General features: G+C 41.3%; 14 protein-coding genes and 1 rRNA gene. 9 read left to right on the forward strand and 6 right to left on the reverse strand.

Going from position 1 to position 18228, the window contains the following annotated elements; translation table 11 throughout:
• Positions 1–15: 15 nt before the first annotated feature.
• From mnmG to rpmH, 6 genes are all read right to left on the reverse strand, one after another.
• On the reverse strand, positions 16–1905 hold the full coding sequence (mnmG, locus tag CVD28_RS21035; protein WP_101596205.1) for a tRNA uridine-5-carboxymethylaminomethyl(34) synthesis enzyme MnmG: 1890 nt from the start codon (positions 1903–1905) through the stop codon (positions 16–18).
• Between the two features lie 38 nt (positions 1906–1943).
• The gene (gene mnmE / locus CVD28_RS21040) at positions 1944–3323 is read right to left on the reverse strand and encodes a tRNA uridine-5-carboxymethylaminomethyl(34) synthesis GTPase MnmE (RefSeq protein WP_101596207.1); all 1380 of its coding nucleotides are present in this window, start codon (positions 3321–3323) and stop codon (positions 1944–1946) included.
• 347 nt (positions 3324–3670) lie between these two features.
• A complete protein-coding gene (jag, locus tag CVD28_RS21045) occupies positions 3671–4300 on the reverse strand; it encodes an RNA-binding cell elongation regulator Jag/EloR (protein ID WP_101596209.1) in 630 nt (209 codons plus the stop codon).
• Positions 4297–5082 (reverse strand): YidC family membrane integrase SpoIIIJ, encoded by a 786-nt coding sequence (gene spoIIIJ / locus CVD28_RS21050; RefSeq protein WP_101596211.1) that lies wholly within the window; start codon positions 5080–5082, stop codon positions 4297–4299. The genes jag and spoIIIJ overlap by 4 nt, the downstream gene beginning before the upstream one ends.
• A 192-nt stretch (positions 5083–5274) precedes the next feature.
• On the reverse strand, positions 5275–5646 hold the full coding sequence (gene rnpA / locus CVD28_RS21055; protein ID WP_101596214.1) for a ribonuclease P protein component: 372 nt from the start codon (positions 5644–5646) through the stop codon (positions 5275–5277).
• Between the two features lie 177 nt (positions 5647–5823).
• Positions 5824–5958: a 50S ribosomal protein L34 gene (rpmH, locus tag CVD28_RS21060; protein ID WP_066109727.1), complete on the reverse strand. Its 135-nt coding sequence runs from the start codon at positions 5956–5958 to the stop codon at positions 5824–5826.
• Positions 5959–6840: 882 nt separating this feature from the next.
• On the opposite strand from rpmH, the gene dnaA reads away from it, so the two are divergent.
• The 9 genes from dnaA to CVD28_RS21105 all read left to right on the forward strand — a co-directional run.
• Complete coding sequence (dnaA, locus tag CVD28_RS21065) at positions 6841–8190, forward strand: chromosomal replication initiator protein DnaA (protein ID WP_101596216.1); 1350 nt, start codon at positions 6841–6843, stop codon at positions 8188–8190.
• A 199-nt stretch (positions 8191–8389) separates the two neighbouring features.
• A complete protein-coding gene (gene dnaN, locus CVD28_RS21070; protein ID WP_101596218.1) occupies positions 8390–9526 on the forward strand; it encodes a DNA polymerase III subunit beta in 1137 nt (378 codons plus the stop codon).
• Between the two features lie 232 nt (positions 9527–9758).
• Positions 9759–9971: a S4 domain-containing protein YaaA gene (gene yaaA / locus CVD28_RS21075; RefSeq protein WP_101596221.1), complete on the forward strand. Its 213-nt coding sequence runs from the start codon at positions 9759–9761 to the stop codon at positions 9969–9971.
• A gap of 19 nt (positions 9972–9990) precedes the next feature.
• Positions 9991–11109, forward strand: coding sequence for a DNA replication/repair protein RecF (recF, locus tag CVD28_RS21080; protein ID WP_101596224.1), 1119 nt, complete (start codon positions 9991–9993; stop codon positions 11107–11109).
• 12 nt (positions 11110–11121) lie between these two features.
• Positions 11122–11373, forward strand: a complete 252-nt coding sequence (gene remB, locus CVD28_RS21085) for an extracellular matrix regulator RemB (RefSeq protein ID WP_101596226.1) — start codon at positions 11122–11124, stop codon at positions 11371–11373.
• Between the two features lie 98 nt (positions 11374–11471).
• Entirely contained in the window at positions 11472–13394 is a 1923-nt protein-coding gene (gyrB, locus tag CVD28_RS21090) for a DNA topoisomerase (ATP-hydrolyzing) subunit B (RefSeq protein WP_101596240.1), read from the forward strand.
• A 354-nt stretch (positions 13395–13748) separates the two neighbouring features.
• A complete protein-coding gene (gyrA, locus tag CVD28_RS21095) occupies positions 13749–16319 on the forward strand; it encodes a DNA gyrase subunit A (RefSeq protein ID WP_101596229.1) in 2571 nt (856 codons plus the stop codon).
• A gap of 170 nt (positions 16320–16489) precedes the next feature.
• On the forward strand, positions 16490–17575 hold the full coding sequence (locus CVD28_RS21100; RefSeq protein ID WP_374702558.1) for an HD-GYP domain-containing protein: 1086 nt from the start codon (positions 16490–16492) through the stop codon (positions 17573–17575).
• A 552-nt stretch (positions 17576–18127) separates the two neighbouring features.
• Positions 18128–18228, forward strand: a 16S ribosomal RNA gene (locus CVD28_RS21105); the annotation flags it as partial.

Here is an 18228-nt window from a genome sequence, read left to right on the forward strand (position 1 = left end):
CCGTGTATTTATTGCTTAACTATTAGAAACTCTCGCAATCTTTCCCTGCTCTAAATAAACAAGTAAAATGGAAACGTCGGCCGGATTTACTCCTGAAATTCTTGAAGCCTGGGCCATCGATAACGGCCGTACTTCCTTTAATTTCTGGCGTGCTTCAGAAGCCAGCCCCGTGATCGCATCATAGTCGATGTTTTCTGGAATCTTTTTGTTTTCCATTTTTTTCAGCCGTTCTACCTGCTGGAGTGACTTCTCTATATAGCCTTCATATTTAATCTGAATTTCCACCTGTTCCGTTACTTCGGAATCCAGTTTTTCTTCACTCGGAACCAACAGATCAATGTGTTCATAGCTCATTTCAGGACGCTTTAAAAGATCAGATGCCCTGATGCCATCCTTCAGTTCGGAACCGCCATTTTGCGTTATGATTTCCTGAACCTGCGGTGTCGGCTTGATAAAAATAGATTGAAGTCTTGCTTTTTCAGCTTCCACTGCTTCTTTTTTAACTACAAAATTATTGTAGCGTCCTTCTTTAATCAAACCGATTTCATAGCCAAACTGAGTCAGGCGGAGATCAGCGTTGTCATGGCGAAGCAGCAAACGGTATTCCGCACGGGAAGTCAGCAAACGGTAGGGTTCGTTCGTACCTTTTGTTACAAGGTCATCAATCAAAACCCCAATGTAGGCATCCGAACGGCTCAAGATTAACTCTTGTTTTTCGAGAGCATTCAAACCGGCATTAATCCCGGCCATAAGTCCTTGGCCTGCCGCTTCTTCATAACCGGAGGTTCCGTTAATCTGGCCTGCAGTATACAGATTCTTCACTTTTTTCGTTTCCAGTGTTGGCCATAGCTGGGTCGGCACGACTGCATCATACTCAATTGCATAGCCCGCACGCATCATTTGTACATTTTCAAGGCCAGGAATGGATGCAAGAATACGTTTTTGAACATCTTCAGGGAGGCTTGTAGAAAGGCCCTGCACATACACTTCATGTGTATTTCTGCCCTCAGGCTCGAGGAAGATTTGATGGCGCGGTTTATCATTGAATCTAACCACCTTGTCTTCAATCGATGGACAATATCGCGGTCCGGTTCCTTTAATCATTCCTGAATACATCGGTGAGCGATGGAGATTCTCATCGATGATTTGATGTGTCTCAAGACTTGTATAGGTTAGCCAGCACGGCAGCTGGTCAGTTATGAATTTAGTTGTCTCATATGAGAAAGCACGTGGGACGTCATCGCCCGGCTGGATCTCTGTTTTACTGTAATCAATAGTCTGGCTGTGCACACGCGGAGGAGTACCGGTTTTGAAACGCACAAGATCAAAGCCAAGCTCTTCCAGGTGCTCGGATAGCTTAATGGAAGGCTGCTGATTATTCGGACCGCTTGAATATTTAAGCTCCCCAAGGATAATTTCCCCGCGTAAAAACGTCCCGGTAGTTATAACAACAGTCTTTGCAGTGTAGGCTGCGCCTGTCTGGGTAATGACTCCTTTACAGATGCCATCTTCCACAATAAGCCGCTCCACCAGCCCCTGCATGAGAGTCAGATTTTCTTCATCTTCAATTGTTTTTTTCATTTCCTGCTGGTACAAAAATTTATCAGCCTGGGCACGCAGAGCACGCACAGCCGGACCTTTACCGGTATTCAGCATTCTCATTTGAATATGGGTTTTATCAATATTTTTTCCCATTTCTCCGCCCAGAGCATCAATTTCCCTAACCACAATTCCTTTTGCAGGTCCGCCTACTGAAGGATTGCAGGGCATAAAAGCAACCATATCCAAGTTGATGGTCAGCATAAGTGTTTTTGCGCCTAGCCGTGCAGCAGCAAGTCCGGCCTCAACACCCGCATGACCGGCCCCGACAACGATAACATCATAGCTTCCGGCATCATATTGCATTTAAGTTTCCTCCTTTTTTACCTATATTACATTAAGCCTTATTTACCAAGACAAAATTGGGAGAATAACTGATCTATCAGGCTTTCATGGACACTATCTCCAATAATTTCACCAAGCAGCTCCCAGGCCCTTGTAAAATCAATCTGAACTAAATCAATCGGTGTTCCCATTTCAATTGCCTCTACAGCATCATCAATAGCCTGCTTAGCCTGTCCAAGCAGCGCAATATGCCTTGAGTTTGATACATAGGTCATATCCCCAGCTTCCAGAGACCCGGCAAAGAATAAAGAAGAAATCGCTTCCTCCAGCTGGTCCACACCCTGATCCTCGAGGAGGGAAGTGGTAACAACTTTATGCTGCTTAGCAGCTTCATGGACATGATTAAGGTCAATTTTCTTGGGTAAATCTGTTTTATTAACGATTACGATTACGTCCATTCCTTCAACTGCTTTAAACAGATTAAGATCCTCTTCTGTCAGTTCATCGGAATAATTCAAGACAAGCAGGATTAAGTCCGCTTCCTTTAATACAGCCCGGGAACGTTCTACCCCTATCCGTTCTACAATATCTTCAGTTTCGCGAATTCCAGCGGTATCAAGCAGCCTTAACGGTACTCCCCGGACATTTACATATTCCTCAATAACATCCCGCGTCGTCCCGGGTATATCGGTAACAATAGCTTTATTTTCATGCACAAGGCTATTTAACAGCGAGGATTTTCCAACGTTAGGACGCCCAATGATTACAGTAGACAAGCCTTCCCGCAGTATCTTCCCCTGCTCGGAGGTTCTTAGTAAATGTTCCAGCTCTTTTTTTACAGAGGCTGCCTTTTCAATAAACATCTGATGCGTCATTTCCTCTACATCGTCGTATTCGGGATAATCGATGTTAACCTCGACGTGGGCCAGTGTTTCCAATATTTCCTGGCGCAGCTTGCGAATCAGGCGGGAAAGGCGTCCTTCCATCTGTCCCAGCGCAACATTCATTGCCCGGTCTGTCTTAGCACGGATTAAATCCATAACGGCCTCCGCCTGGGAAAGGTCAATCCTGCCGTTCAAGAATGCCCGCTTGGTAAATTCCCCAGGCTCAGCAAGCCTTGCCCCATTGGCCAATACGAGCTGAAGGACCCGATTGACTGAAACTAGTCCGCCATGGCAGTTAATTTCAATAACATTCTCACGTGTAAAGGTTTTTGGCCCTTTCATTACAGAAACCATAACCTCTTCCACAGTTTCACCTGTTTTTGGATTAACCAAGTGCCCGTATTGAATGGTATGGGATGCTGCCTGCTTCAAGCTTTTAAAGCCTTTATAAATTTTATCGGCAATATCGATCGCCTCATCCCCGCTTAAACGGACGATAGCAATTGCTCCTTCTCCCATTGGAGTGGAGATTGCCGCAATTGTATCAAATTCCATATCTTTCACCTCTTTCACTTATCGGATTATATATATCACTATTGCTAATTGGCATTTTCACCTAAACCATTACAATACCATAGTATTTTTCCCTATTAAAGAGATATTCGATCAATATAAAGTTATCCACAAATCTTTTTCTTCAGTATCTTTCATTTTAACTTATCCACATGTGAATAACAACTAACCGAACCTGTATTAGTGATAGATTAGCTCTGTTAAACTTGGCTGGTGAGTTCCGCTCTATTGACCACTTTTCTCGTTCAGCAAGCAATGGTTGTTCGAGCAACTAGATGCAAAATGCAAAAAAAGCCTTGCCGGCTTTTGCACGGCAAGGCTTAAAAACATTACTTATATTTTTTTTCTGGAATAATTACCAGGTGGCGATATGGCTCTGAACCACTTGAAGCTGTTTTGATTTTTGAAAAATTCATAAGTGCAGTATGAATTACTTTGCGCTCATATGAAGGCATCGGTTCAAGCGCTACTTCCCTTCCACTTTTCAGGGCTTTATGAGCCATTCGTTCAGCCAGCTGAATAAGCGTGTCGTTGCGGCGTTTTCTGTAATCCTCCGCATCTACCGTAACATTTAAATACTGGCTGGAATAGCGGTTGGCTACAAGCTGCGTCAAATATTGAAGGGAGTTTAGCGTTTGTCCCCGTTTTCCGATTAAGAGGGCAATTTTCTCTCCTGACAGCTGAAATGTCACATTCTTTCCATCTCTTGTGATAACAATTTCTGCTGCCACTCCCATCTTTTCACTGACGTTCTTTAGAAAGTTTTGAGCTTCTTCGACAGGATCAGGAGGCATAACCACCTTAACAGCGGCCTGTCTGGCACCAAACAAGCCTAAAAATCCTTTTTTTCCTTCATCAAGTATTTCTATCTCTACGCGGTCTCTTGTTGTATTTAATTGAGCTAAAGCTGATTCTACTGCTTCTTCGACAGAATGTCCGTTAGCAGTTATCTGTTTCACTTTTTGGCTCCTCCCGCATTGCCGGCAGCCGCTTTCTTCAGGTCCGGCCCTTTAATAAAGTAAGTTTGAACAATCATAAAGATATTTCCGACAACCCAGTATAATGAAAGTGCCGCTGGAAAGTTGATTGCAAAGACAACGATCATAACTGGCATAACATAGAGCATCATTTTCATTTGGGCAGCCATTTGCGGGTTTGCATCATTGCCCGCCATCATCATTTTCTGCTGAATAAAAGTTGTAATACCCGCGATAATCGGCAAAGCATAAATCGGATCCGGCGAGCCCAGGTCAAACCAAAGGAAATTATGGTTGGCGATTTCCCCAGTTCGGCTGATTGCATGGTAAAAACCAATTAAAATTGGCATTTGCACAATTAATGGAAAACAGCCTGACAGAGGATTGACACCGTGTGTCTGAAACAATTGCATTGTTTCCTGCTGAAGTTTCTGCTGTGTTGCAGCATCCTTTGAGCTGTATTTTTCCCTAAGCTTTGCCATTTCCGGCTGCAAAGCCTGCATCGCTTTTGAACTTTTCGTTTGTTTAATCATCAGCGGCAGGATTGCCAAACGAATAAGAAGCGTAACGACAATAATACCAAGACCAAAGCTGCCTCCAAGGAGTTCCGACACCTTCACGATCAATAGCGATAATGGATAGACAATGTATTCGTTCCAGAAACCGGTGCTTTCCGGGGTAATCGGTTTGTTAACCTCAGTACATCCCGCCAAAAGAACCATCATTGAAACAATCGCAACTATAAGAAATATTCTTTTCTTCAAGCCTAATTTCCTCCCAACAGCAAACTTTATCTTAAAACAGGCAGACTTGTCCCATTTCACAAAAGTCTGTGCTATTTTATAAGCACTATTACTACAATATAGAATTAAAAAAAGCAATTTATACCCAATTTGTATTGTACCATCTTTTTTCTTGCCATGCAGATTCTTTTGGAGCATCAAAATGTAGAAATTCTATTTATGTCGGGGTTTTTGGAATTTTGCGTTATAGCGTAAAGCTTTGGCTAGTTTAAGAACATGGATCAGACTGTTTTTCACTTGAAAAAAGTCCATTTCTGCAGCAGGCTTTCTGGCAATAATGACAAAATCCCTTCCTATTTTCACATCATCCATTAATTCGAGGAAAGTTTGCCGTATGTATCGTTTGATTTGGTTCCGCATAACCGCATTTCCAATTTTCTTGCTGATAGAAAGACCAATTCTGAAGTGGTCTTGTTCAGGCTTGTCAAGGATATAGATAACGAATTGCCTATTTGCGAATGATTCCCCTTTTTGAAAAACCAGCTGAAATTCATCATTTTTTTTGATCCTTAACTTTTTCTTCATCGGTTACACCTGCAATTCATTTTTCAATATAGAGATGTATAGCTGCAGCACCCAGCAACTTTTTTCCCAGGAAAATAACGCTGCTCGATTGTTGCGATATAGGGCCATCGAAACCATAGATAAAGCCAGCTGCCTTTCTTGCTATGAGAAAAAAGACCACTGAGAGAATTCAGTGGCCTAGGCAGATAATACTTTTCTTCCTTTACGGCGACGGGCTGCTAGTACTCTGCGTCCGTTCTTCGTGCTCATGCGAGCGCGGAAACCGTGAACTTTACTGTGCTTACGTTTATTTGGTTGATACGTTCTTTTCATTATATGACACCTCCCAAGAGAATAACAGTTAAAGACAGTCTTACTAATTATATAGACGGCAGTACAAAATTGTCAACTGCTCTTTATTTTTCAGATTAACCGTATCCTATTTTCCCGTCAGTTTTTCATTTTATATAGGACTCAAAACAAACGGCTTTTCCATTCTAACATGGTTGAAGGGAAAATCATATGCCATTTTCCTGGAGAAACGAATTGATATTGTCAAAATGAGATCCCTCCATGAAAAAAACTCTATCCCGTGACTAAAATTTTAGCAGATGTTTAATGTCCTAATTTTTAACTTTCTTATGAAAGCTGCCAGCGTTAGACAATGACTCTTTTCCTGCAGCCATTTTTATCACCAAAAGCTTTGTGGACATCTTTTCGACATTTTTCTACTATCCACAGACATAATTCACAGGTTTTTCACACAATCAGGGCTGTGGAAAAGTTTTTTCCCACAGCCCCTTTATCTTGTGGATAAACTCAAAACACCATTGCAACCTCTCGGAAAATCTGATATTATATTTGTGTTTTCACTCTGAATAACTTTATCCCCAAAATCACTTTATCCACAGATTGTGTATAACTTGTGGATAGAATATTCAGACCGTGTGAATGAATTTGTCCACAAATAGTGGATATTGTCGAAAACCCGTTTTCCTTCTTTATTATATATTTTTCCACATTCATGCAAATGAATAATTATTATATTCACCTGAAATATCCTGCTTTTAGGTTTGTACAAAAGTTATACAACTTTCTATTTTTCTATTAAATTACAATGAATGTATGTTTAGTGAAGAACTTTTCCGTTCGTTCTGCGGGGTTTTTCGTGTTTTTTTCTTTTTATAGAATTTCCTCGCTGAAAGGAGGGCTAGTATGGAGAATATCGATGCTTTATGGAACCAGACGTTAAAAAAGATAGAGAAAAAAATTAGCAAACCAAGCTTTGATACATGGATGAAAGCGACAAAAGCCCATATGCTGCAGGGTGATACATTAACGGTAGCTGCTCCAAATGAATTTGCACGCGATTGGCTGGAAGAAAGGTACTCGCACTTAATAGCAGGCATCCTTTTGGAGCTCACAGGTGAAGAGCTTGAAGTTAAATTCATTATTCCTCCAAATCAAGGAGAAGAAGATTTTGATTATCAGGCCCCTGTAAAGAAGCCAAAAAGGCGGGAAGAAGATCATATCGAGCTTCCTCAACATATGCTTAATCCAAAATATACATTTGATACATTCGTTATTGGTTCAGGAAACCGGTTTGCACATGCCGCTTCCCTTGCTGTTGCGGAGGCACCTGCAAAGGCATATAATCCCCTGTTTATCTATGGGGGCGTTGGTTTAGGGAAAACACATTTAATGCATGCGATTGGCCACTATGTAATAGAGCATAATCCTTCGGCAAAGGTAGTTTATTTATCTTCGGAAAAGTTTACAAATGAATTTATTAATTCAATCCGTGACAATAAAGCCGTTGATTTTCGCAATAAATACCGGAGTGTTGATGTTCTGCTGATAGATGATATTCAGTTTTTGGCTGGAAAAGAACAAACTCAGGAAGAATTTTTTCATACTTTTAATACGCTTCATGAAGAAAGCAAGCAAATTGTTATTTCAAGTGATCGTCCTCCAAAAGAAATTCCGACACTGGAAGACAGGCTCAGATCCCGTTTTGAATGGGGGCTGATTACCGATATAACTCCTCCTGATCTGGAAACAAGGATTGCTATTTTGCGTAAAAAGGCTAAAGCAGAAGGTTTGGATATCCCAAATGAAGTGATGCTGTACATCGCCAATCAGATTGATTCTAATATTCGTGAATTGGAAGGTGCGCTAATCCGTGTAGTTGCCTATTCCTCATTGATTAATAAAGATATCAATGCGGATCTGGCAGCAGAGGCTTTAAAGGATATTATTCCAAGCTCGAAACCAAGAATAATTACCATACATGAAATTCAGAAAACTGTAGGTGAGCACTATAGTGTGAAGCTGGAGGATTTCAAAGCAAAGAAACGGACTAAGTCGGTTGCATTCCCAAGACAAATTGCTATGTATCTTTCTCGGGAGCTAACAGATTCCTCTTTGCCTAAAATAGGTGATGAATTTGGCGGAAGAGACCATACAACCGTAATCCATGCCCATGAAAAAATTTCAAAGCTTATGCAAACTGACTCTGTACTCCAAAAGCAAGTAAAGGAGATTCAGGAACGATTGCGAGTTTAGTCTTGCTGCGTGAATTATGTGAATAACCATCATTGACTTACTCACAGTCTGTCCACATGTGGATAGACTGTTTTTCCTTGCTTTTTCTTGAGTTATCCACAAATTAACAGGCCCTATTACTACTATTACTATTTTTTTATAAAAAATAATTAATATATGCAGTTAAAATTTGAAATATACCACATTGGAGGATTATCAAATGAAATTCATCATCCAGCGCGATCGATTGGTCCAAAGTGTTCAGGACGTTTTAAAGGCAGTTACTTCCAGAACAACTATACCGATTTTAACGGGAATAAAAATAGAGGTTACAAGAGACGGAGTAACACTGACTGGAAGTGATTCAGATATTTCTATTGAGTCTTTCATTCCAGCCGAAGAAGACGGAAATGAAATTGTTGAAATTAAAGTAACAGGAAAGATTGTCCTAAATGCCCGCTTTTTCAGTGAAATTGTTAAAAAGTTGCCGTTAAATACAGTAGAAATAGAAGTACTTGGAAATTTCCAGACAATTATCCGGTCAGGCAAAGCGGAATTTAATTTAAACGGACTGGATGCCGAAGAATACCCCCATCTACCCCAGGTAGAGGAAGAAAATTCTTTTAAACTTCCAACTGATCTTTTAAAAACCCTTATCAGACAAACTGGGTTTGCAGTGTCCACCTCAGAAACACGTCCTATCTTGACAGGTGTAAACTTAAAGGTGGAAGGCGATGAATTGACCTGTATTGCAACAGATAGCCACCGTCTGGCGATGCGGAAGGCGAAAATCGAAACGGAAGTTCAAGGTGAATATAATGTCGTTATACCTGGAAAGAGCCTGAATGAGCTAAGCAAGATACTCGATGATAACAATGAACCGATTTCAATTGTTATTACTGACAATCAAGTTTTATTTAAGGCGAAGAATTTATTATTCTTTTCCAGACTACTTGAAGGGAACTATCCGGATACATCCCGTCTGATTCCATCTGAAAGCAAAACTGATGTGACTGTCCACACGAAGGAATTTTTGGAATCAATTGATCGTGCTTCACTGCTTGCAAGAGAGAGCCGCAATAATGTTGTCAAGCTGTCAACTCTTGAAGGAAAAGTAATTGAAATCTCTTCTAATACTCCTGAAGTAGGTAAGGTTGTCGAGGAAATTCAGGCACAGTCAATTGAGGGAGAAGATCTTAAAATTTCATTCAGTGCCAAATATGTTATGGAAGCATTAAAGGCACTGGAAGGAACTGATATTACGATTAGTTTTACCGGTGCAATGCGGCCTTTCTTGATTCGCTCGCTGCATGACAACAGCATGCTTCAGCTGATTCTTCCGGTCCGGACTTATTAATTCTTTTGAAAAACAAATAAACTCCTTGAGCTGCCAGTTTTTTAGCTGGCAGCTTTTATTATTTTAGAAACCAGCTCCTCAGAGGACAAAATCAGGCCTCATGAAACTGCAGGTGCCGTAACCCGGCTATTTTTCTGATCTTTCTCTGCCTTTAGTCAATACTTTGTGTAATTTGCTTAAATTTAGTAAAATAATATATTAGAGACTACCAGCAGAAAGTAGTGAAGAACGGATGAAAGAAATTCAAATCAGTACAGAATATATAACGCTTGGCCAGTTTTTGAAGGTTGCAGATATTATTCAAAGCGGCGGTATGGCTAAATGGTTTTTGAGCGAGCATGAGGTTTTCATCAATGGAGAACTTGACACCCGCAGAGGCAGAAAATTGAGAGCAGGTGACCGGATTGAAATCCCGAATGCCGGGAATTTCCTGATTACGGGCTAAGCAAAGGAAAATAAAAATTATGTATATTGAAACAATAAAGCTGAAAAATTACAGGAACTATCAGGATCTCGAAGTTTTTTTCGAGAACAAAGTGAATGTAATACTCGGGGAAAATGCCCAGGGCAAAACGAATGTAATGGAATCAATCTATGTTCTGGCCCTGGCAAAATCACACCGGACCTCAAATGATAAAGATCTTATTCGCTGGGATGAAGAATATGCTAAAATAGAGGGAAGGGTAAAAAAGAGAAACTCGTCCGTTCCCTTAGAACTTACGATATCTAAAAAAGGGAAAAAGGCGAAGTTTAATCATATAGAGCAGCGCAAGCTAAGCCAGTATGTCGGCAATATGAATGTCGTGATGTTTGCTCCGGAGGATCTTCATTTAGTAAAAGGAAGCCCACAGGTCAGGCGCAGGTTCATAGATATGGAAATTGGGCAGGTTTCCCCTGTATATCTCCATGATATGAGCCAATACCATAAGATACTACAGCAGCGGAATCATTTATTAAAGCTTCTGCAAACACGAAAACAAAGTGACACAACAATGCTCGACGTTTTAACTGAACAGCTGATTGGGTACGCTGTGAAAATTGTCGAAAAAAGGTTCCAGTTCCTGGGGCTCCTCCAAGATTGGGCTGAACCCATTCATGCAGGTATATCAAGAGGCCTGGAAACCTTGAAAATTGAATATAAGCCGTCCCTAGATGTATCAGAATGTATGGAAATGTCGAAAATGGAAGATATATTTCTCGAGAAGTTTGTAAAGGTGCGTAACAGAGAGATTGAAAGAGGCGTCACATTAATTGGGCCACACCGTGATGATCTGACTTTTTTTGTTAATGGACGAGATGTTCAGACGTTTGGTTCACAGGGACAGCAGCGCACTACCGCGTTATCGCTTAAACTGGCTGAAATAGAGCTTATACATGCAGAGATTGGTGAATATCCTATCCTGCTTCTCGATGACGTTTTATCAGAGCTGGATGATTATCGCCAATCCCATTTACTTAATACCATCCAGGGTAAAGTACAGACATTTGTGACTACTACCTCAGTAGAGGGAATTGACCATCAAACCCTGAAAGAAGCTTCAACTTTTGAAGTGGAACAGGGCAGTTTGAAAAAGCTGAAATAACGGAGTGGTTCCATGTATCTTCATGTTGGTGAGGACATTCTCATTAAAACGGATGACATCATCGCAATTTTAGATAAACAGCTTTTCGACCAATCTCCAATTACGGAGGATTTTTTAAAGCAGAGGGAAGAAATTTCGATAAATCTTGCTAAGAGATCGATAAAATCGGTTGTCATAACAGACAAACATATTTATTATACTCCACTGTCTTCCGGAACGTTAAAGAAGCGCTCACAGAGACAGTCTATTTTGTTTGATGAATAAGATTTTCAATAAAAAAAGGCAGGCATACAGGTGAGCTGCACCTTAAAGATAAATAAAGAACGAAAAGCCAAGAAAAGTGTAGGTGATTAGGAATGGCAATGGATCAAAAAGATATTCAGGAACAATCATATGATGAAAATAATATTCAAGTGCTTGAAGGTTTAGAGGCTGTCCGTAAACGTCCGGGGATGTATATAGGGTCGACCGCAGCTAGAGGTCTCCACCATTTAGTATGGGAGATTGTAGATAACAGTATTGATGAAGCTCTGGCTGGCTTTTGTGATGAGATCAAGGTAGTGATTGAAGAGGATAACAGCATTACTGTTATAGATAATGGGCGCGGTATTCCTGTTGGGATCCATGAAAAAATGGGACGGCCTGCGGTAGAAGTAATTATGACTGTATTGCATGCCGGAGGAAAATTCGGCGGCGGAGGCTATAAGGTATCAGGGGGTCTGCACGGGGTTGGTGCATCAGTTGTTAATGCCCTTTCGACTGTTCTTGAGGTTTTTGTCCACCGTGAAGGAAAAATTCACTACCAGCAATTTAACCGGGGTGTACCGAAGGAAGATTTAAAAGTCATCGGGGAAACTGACCGGACAGGGACGACTATACATTTTGTTCCAGATGGCGAAATTTTCACCGAAACATTAGTTTATGATTTCGATACACTTGCTTCTCGCTTACGTGAGCTTGCTTTCTTAAACAAAGGTCTCAAGATCTCGATTGAAGATAAGCGGCCAGAAGGAAAAACTAAAGAATACTACTATGAAGGCGGGATCCGTTCATATGTCGAACATCTGAACAGGTCCAAGGAAGTCCTTCACGAAGAACCGATTTATATGAGCGGTGACAGGGATGGGATTTCTGTAGAGATTGCCCTGCAATACAATGAAAGCTATACCTCTAATTTATACTCATTCGCCAATAATATTCATACACATGAGGGCGGAACACATGAGTCGGGCTTTAAGACAGCTCTTACAAGGATTATAAACGATTATGCCAGAAAAAATGGGATCTTCAAGGAAGCTGATACTAACCTTTCTGGTGAAGATGTCCGTGAAGGCTTAACCGCGATTATTTCTGTTAAGCATCCCGATCCGCAATTCGAGGGACAGACGAAAACCAAGCTTGGAAACTCGGAAGTAAGGACGGTTGCAGATTCTGTCCTTTCTGAAAAACTGGATCAATTCATGCTTGAAAATCCATCGGTTGCCAGAAAAATTGTCGACAAAGGCTTGATGGCAGCAAGAGCCCGTCTCGCTGCAAAAAAGGCGCGCGAATTAACCAGAAGGAAAAGTGCCTTGGAAGTTTCCAGTCTTCCAGGAAAATTGGCTGACTGTTCTTCTAAGGATCCTGCCATCAGCGAATTATATATTGTTGAGGGTGACTCAGCTGGAGGTTCTGCTAAACAAGGCCGGGATCGCCATTTTCAGGCTATTTTGCCGCTGCGCGGTAAAATTATAAATGTAGAAAAAGCACGTTTGGATAAAATTTTATCCAATAATGAAATCCGGGCAATCATCACTGCTCTTGGAACAGGGATTGGCGAGGATTTTGATATTTCAAAGGCAAGATACCATAAAATCATTATTATGACGGATGCAGATGTTGATGGTGCCCATATTCGTACACTCATGCTGACATTCTTCTATCGTTATATGAGAAAAATTATTGAGCACGGCTATATCTATATTGCACAGCCGCCTCTTTATAAGGTTCAGCAGGGCAAACGAGTGGAATATGCCTACAATGACCGCCAGCTGGATTCAATAATGGCTGAACTTCCTACTCAGCCAAAGCCAGGAATTCAGCGCTATAAGGGACTTGGTGAAATGAATCCTGAGCAGCTATGGGAAACTACAATGGACCCGTCAACTCGGACACTGCTCCAGGTAAGCCTGAAGGATGCCATTGAAGCGGATGAAACCTTTGAAATCCTGATGGGCGACAAAGTAGAACCTCGCCGGAATTTCATTGAAGACAATGCCCTTTATGTGAAAAACCTGGATATTTAAATTCTTTTTTAACATGTACAGATATAAGCTCCAGCACTATGAAGCTTTTTTCTTAGAAAAAGAAGGCCTGACTCACAAGACAAGGAAAGTACGGCAGCGCGTCATCCTCTGATATAAGGCAGGAGCTTTGCAGGGATGCACTAGTGCTGATGCTGCAAATGATGTTTTGTAACAAGATTATGGCGAAAACTCCGCTGCCTCCCTTTGTCAGTGGTATAGCCTGCGCTTTTCTTATGACCAGGAGGCTCACGGAATGTGGCATAGAAAAAGTCTATTGTCCATTTACCCGTGGCTTCCCGTTTTCCTGTTATAAATTATCGGAAGTTTTAAAACTTCTCGAAGGAGGTTGGCTCCATGTCGGAAATTGAAAGATCAAATGTGCAGGAAATTAATATTAGCCAAGAGATGCGGACCTCATTCCTTGATTATGCAATGAGTGTAATTGTTTCCCGTGCTCTCCCGGATGTCAGGGACGGACTAAAGCCTGTACATCGCCGGATTCTTTATGCGATGAACGATTTAGGGATGACAGCGGATAAGGCTTATAAGAAATCAGCCCGTATCGTTGGGGAAGTTATCGGAAAATACCATCCTCACGGCGATTCGGCTGTATATGAAACAATGGTTCGGATGGCTCAAGACTTTAATTATCGCTACATGCTGGTTGATGGACATGGCAACTTTGGCTCTGTCGACGGAGATGCAGCTGCAGCCATGCGTTACACGGAAGCAAGGATGTCCAAAATCGCGATGGAATTGCTTCGTGATATCAATAAGGACACAATTGACTATAAAGAGAATTATGATGGTTCCGAAAAAGAACCAGTCGTAATGCCTGCGCGCTTTCCTAACTTGTTAGTAAACGGATCTTCTGGGATTGCGGTAGGAATGGCGACAAACATCCCACCCCATCAATTAGGTGAAGTTATCGATGGAGTTCTGGCAATCAGCAAAAATGACGATATTTCAATTGCCGAATTGATGGAGATTATTCCTGGTCCCGATTTTCCTACAGCTGGAATGATCCTTGGACGGAGCGGAATTAGAAAAGCATATGAAACAGGAAGAGGCTCCATTACGCTGCGTGCAAAGGTTGAAATTGAAGAAAAATCGAATGGCAAGCAGGTTATCATCGTACATGAACTGCCTTACCAGGTTAATAAAGCAAGGTTGATTGAAAAAATTGCCGAGCTTGTCCGTGACAAAAGAATTGATGGAATTACCGACCTTCGCGATGAGTCCGACCGCACCGGTATGCGGATTGTCATTGAAGTAAGACGGGATGCCAATGCGAATGTGCTTTTAAATAATTTATATAAACACACTGCAATGCAAACCAGTTTCGGTATTAATCTTCTGGCATTGGTTGACGGGCAGCCTAAGGTTCTGAATCTAAAGCAATGTCTGCAGCATTACTTAGCTCATCAGCAGGTGGTTATCCGCCGCAGAACAGAGTTCGAACTTCGCAAGGCTGAAGCAAGGGCTCATATTTTAGAAGGTCTGCGAATTGCCCTGGATCACCTTGATGAAGTCATCCGATTGATTCGAAGCTCCCAGACGACTGAGATCGCAAGGGAAGGCTTAATGACGCAATTCTCGCTTTCAGAGAAACAGGCACAGGCTATCCTTGATATGCGATTGCAGCGTTTAACAGGTTTGGAGCGCGAAAAAATCGAAGAAGAATACCAATCGCTGGTTGCATTAATCGCTGAGCTAAGAGGTATTTTAGCGGATGAAGAAAAGGTTTTAGAAATTATCCGTGAAGAACTGACAGAGATCAAAGAACGTTTTAACGATACGCGGAGAACTGAGATCGTGGTAACCGGGCTTGAAAATATTGAAGACGAAGATCTAATTCCGGTGGAGAACATCGTTGTAACATTAACGCACAACGGTTATATCAAGAGGCTCCCTGTATCCACCTACCGCAGTCAGAAACGCGGCGGCAGAGGAATTCAAGGAATGGGGACAAATGAAGACGACTTTGTTGAGCATTTATTAACAACTTCAACCCATGATACTCTTCTTTTCTTCACTAACAAAGGGAAAGTTTATCGTTCGAAGGGTTATGAGATTCCGGAATACGGCCGGACAGCTAAAGGGCTGCCGCTTATAAACCTGTTGGAAGTGGAAAAGGGTGAATGGGTCAATGCGATTATTCCGGTCCAGGATTTCGCTGATGACTGGTTCCTCTTCTTTACGACCAAACAGGGAATTTCAAAGCGTTCGGCGCTTTCTTCCTTTGCGAACATTCGTAATAATGGTTTGATAGCCTTGAGTTTGCATGAAGAGGATGAACTGATATCTGTCCGCCTGACCAATGGAGAGAAAGATATTATCATTGGTACTAAAAATGGGATGATGATTCGATTCCCTGAAACTGATGTCCGAACAATGGGAAGGACAGCAGCGGGTGTGAAAGGAATCCGACTTCGTACAGACGATGAAGTTGTAGGCATGGAAATACTAGAGGAAGATGCTGAAGTTCTAATCGTTACGAAAAATGGTTACGGAAAACGTACACCGGCTTCTGAATACCGTATGCAAAGCCGCGGTGGTACTGGCTTGATTACTTGTAACGTAACTGAAAAGAACGGTCCGGTTGTTGCTGTTAAAACGGTAACAGGTGAAGAGGATTTAATGCTGATAACTGCTGGTGGTGTGCTGATCCGGACAGCAACAGAATATATTTCCCGAACCGGCCGGAATACACAGGGTGTTAAGCTAATTCGCTTAGAAGCTTCTGAAAATGAATTTGTTTCGACCGTAGCCATCCTGGAACGGGAAGATGAAAAAGAAAATGAAGAAGAATTAAACGAAGGGCTGGAAGGCATGCCTTCCGAAGAATTTGAAGAGGGTTCCGAAGATGAGCTAACTGATGAAATTGCTGTAGAAGCTGTTCAAGAAACAGATGATGAAGAATAATAAAAATTAGTTAATTATTAAATGGTCCTGTCTCTGGTACAGGGCCATTATTTTATATACCGCTAAAAAAGTACGTTCATACAATCACTTCGAATTCTTTTTTTATCTAGTCTTTACCATAATAATCAAGTAATATAGTAATAAAGTATTATTAAATAGACTCTACAGAGGTGGACTGTTTGCGAGTAAAAACACAATATTTACAAGAAGGCTGTATCTTGTCGCAAGACGTGTTCAGCTTAACCAATCGTCCAATCATGACAAAGAAAACTGTTTTAAAAAGCGACCTCTTGGAAGTTTTGCGTGCGTTCTTAATAGTAGAGGTCAGTGTTGAAAAAACACTTATTGATGGCAGGCCCTTTAAACCTGCTGAAGTAATAGATGAGGAAGCGGAAGCAATTGCTGCAGAAACTGCTTTCAGCACCCAATATTTGAATTCGGTCCAAAGCTTTAAGAAACTATTTCGAAGCTGGCAAGCAGGGACTCCAGTTGATACAACCAAGCTAAGGGAAATTGTTCTTCCGTTACTAAATAAAGCTCTTGAGAAACCTTCTGATATCTTTTTGCTTCACCACTACTCAACAAAAGCTGATTATTTGTTCCACCACGCTGTATCTGTAGCACTGCTAAGCGGCTTTATTGCCAAAAAACTTAACTATGAAAAGGGAGATATTTTGCAGGTGGCCATGGGCGGCTGTTTATGCGATTGCGGAATGTCAAAAATCTCACCTAAAATTCTTGAAAAGAAAACTAGTCTGACTTTTAGTGAATTTGATGAAATCAAAAAACACCCTATTCATGGATTAAAGATGCTGCAAAACAGTTCTTTCCTAAAGGAAGGTGTTAAATTTGCAGTTTTCCAGCATCATGAACGGCTTGATGGAAGCGGTTATCCGTCAGGGAAAAATGGAAAGAAACCACATCCATTTGCCAATATTGTTGCTATAGCTGATGTTTATCATGCTATGACCTCCGAAAGGATTTATAGAAAAAAACACTCACCGTACAAGGTATTAGAAATGATTTTGCATGATGATTTTGGGAAGTTTGATCTGGCGGCACTAAAAGCGCTGATTTCCGGTATCGCAAACTTCTCTATTGGAAGCCGGGTAAAGCTTTCGAATGGATACACTGCGGAAATATTATTCATTGAAACGAATGCACCTACCAGGCCATTAGTAAAAATTATTGAAACGAATGAAATCCTGCATTTAGAAAAAAATCGCGAATTGTATATTGAGGAAATTATAGCTTAATACCATATCAAAACACTTCGAACAGATACAGGTTCCCAGTGTTTTTTACTTTATGTAGAAATAACCTTGTTATACTTGCCTGTTGATTTCCGCTGTGGTGGCGGTCCGGGAGCCTCCTCGGTGTTTCCGCCTGCCGGGTCTCCCTTGGTCCGCTTCTCCCGCAGGACGTTGAATAATCATCCTCGAATAAACACCGCACGAAGGAAATGCGAATGCATTTTCGAGAATCTCGTGCCTTCCGCTCCAATCAACATAGTGCCAAAATCAACAATGAACTTTAACATAGCCTAAAGGAAAAATCAGCATGAGACTAAGCTTTCCTTTAAAAAAATTGATTTTCCCCTTGTAATTAATTGTTTTTCTAGCTATAATGACTAAGTCAGTCATTCATGATAAAAAAGTTATTGACTTTCGCAATATGAAATGGTAGACTAATAAAGTCGCTTATGAGCGATTGAAAAAGAATGCTCTTTGAAAACTGAACAAAACAAAGCGCCAACGTTTTAAGTAATAGTGAGCACACACTAAAAAAGCACATGAGCAAGTCAAATTCTATCGGAGAGTTTGATCCTGGCTCAGGACGAACGCTGGCGGCGTGCCTAATACATGCAAGTCGAGCGGACTTGATGGAGCTTGCTCCTGATAGTCAGCGG

Origin of the sequence: Bacillus sp. M6-12, assembly GCF_002860285.1 — a bacterium.
Taxonomy (GTDB): domain Bacteria; phylum Bacillota; class Bacilli; order Bacillales; family DSM-1321; genus Peribacillus.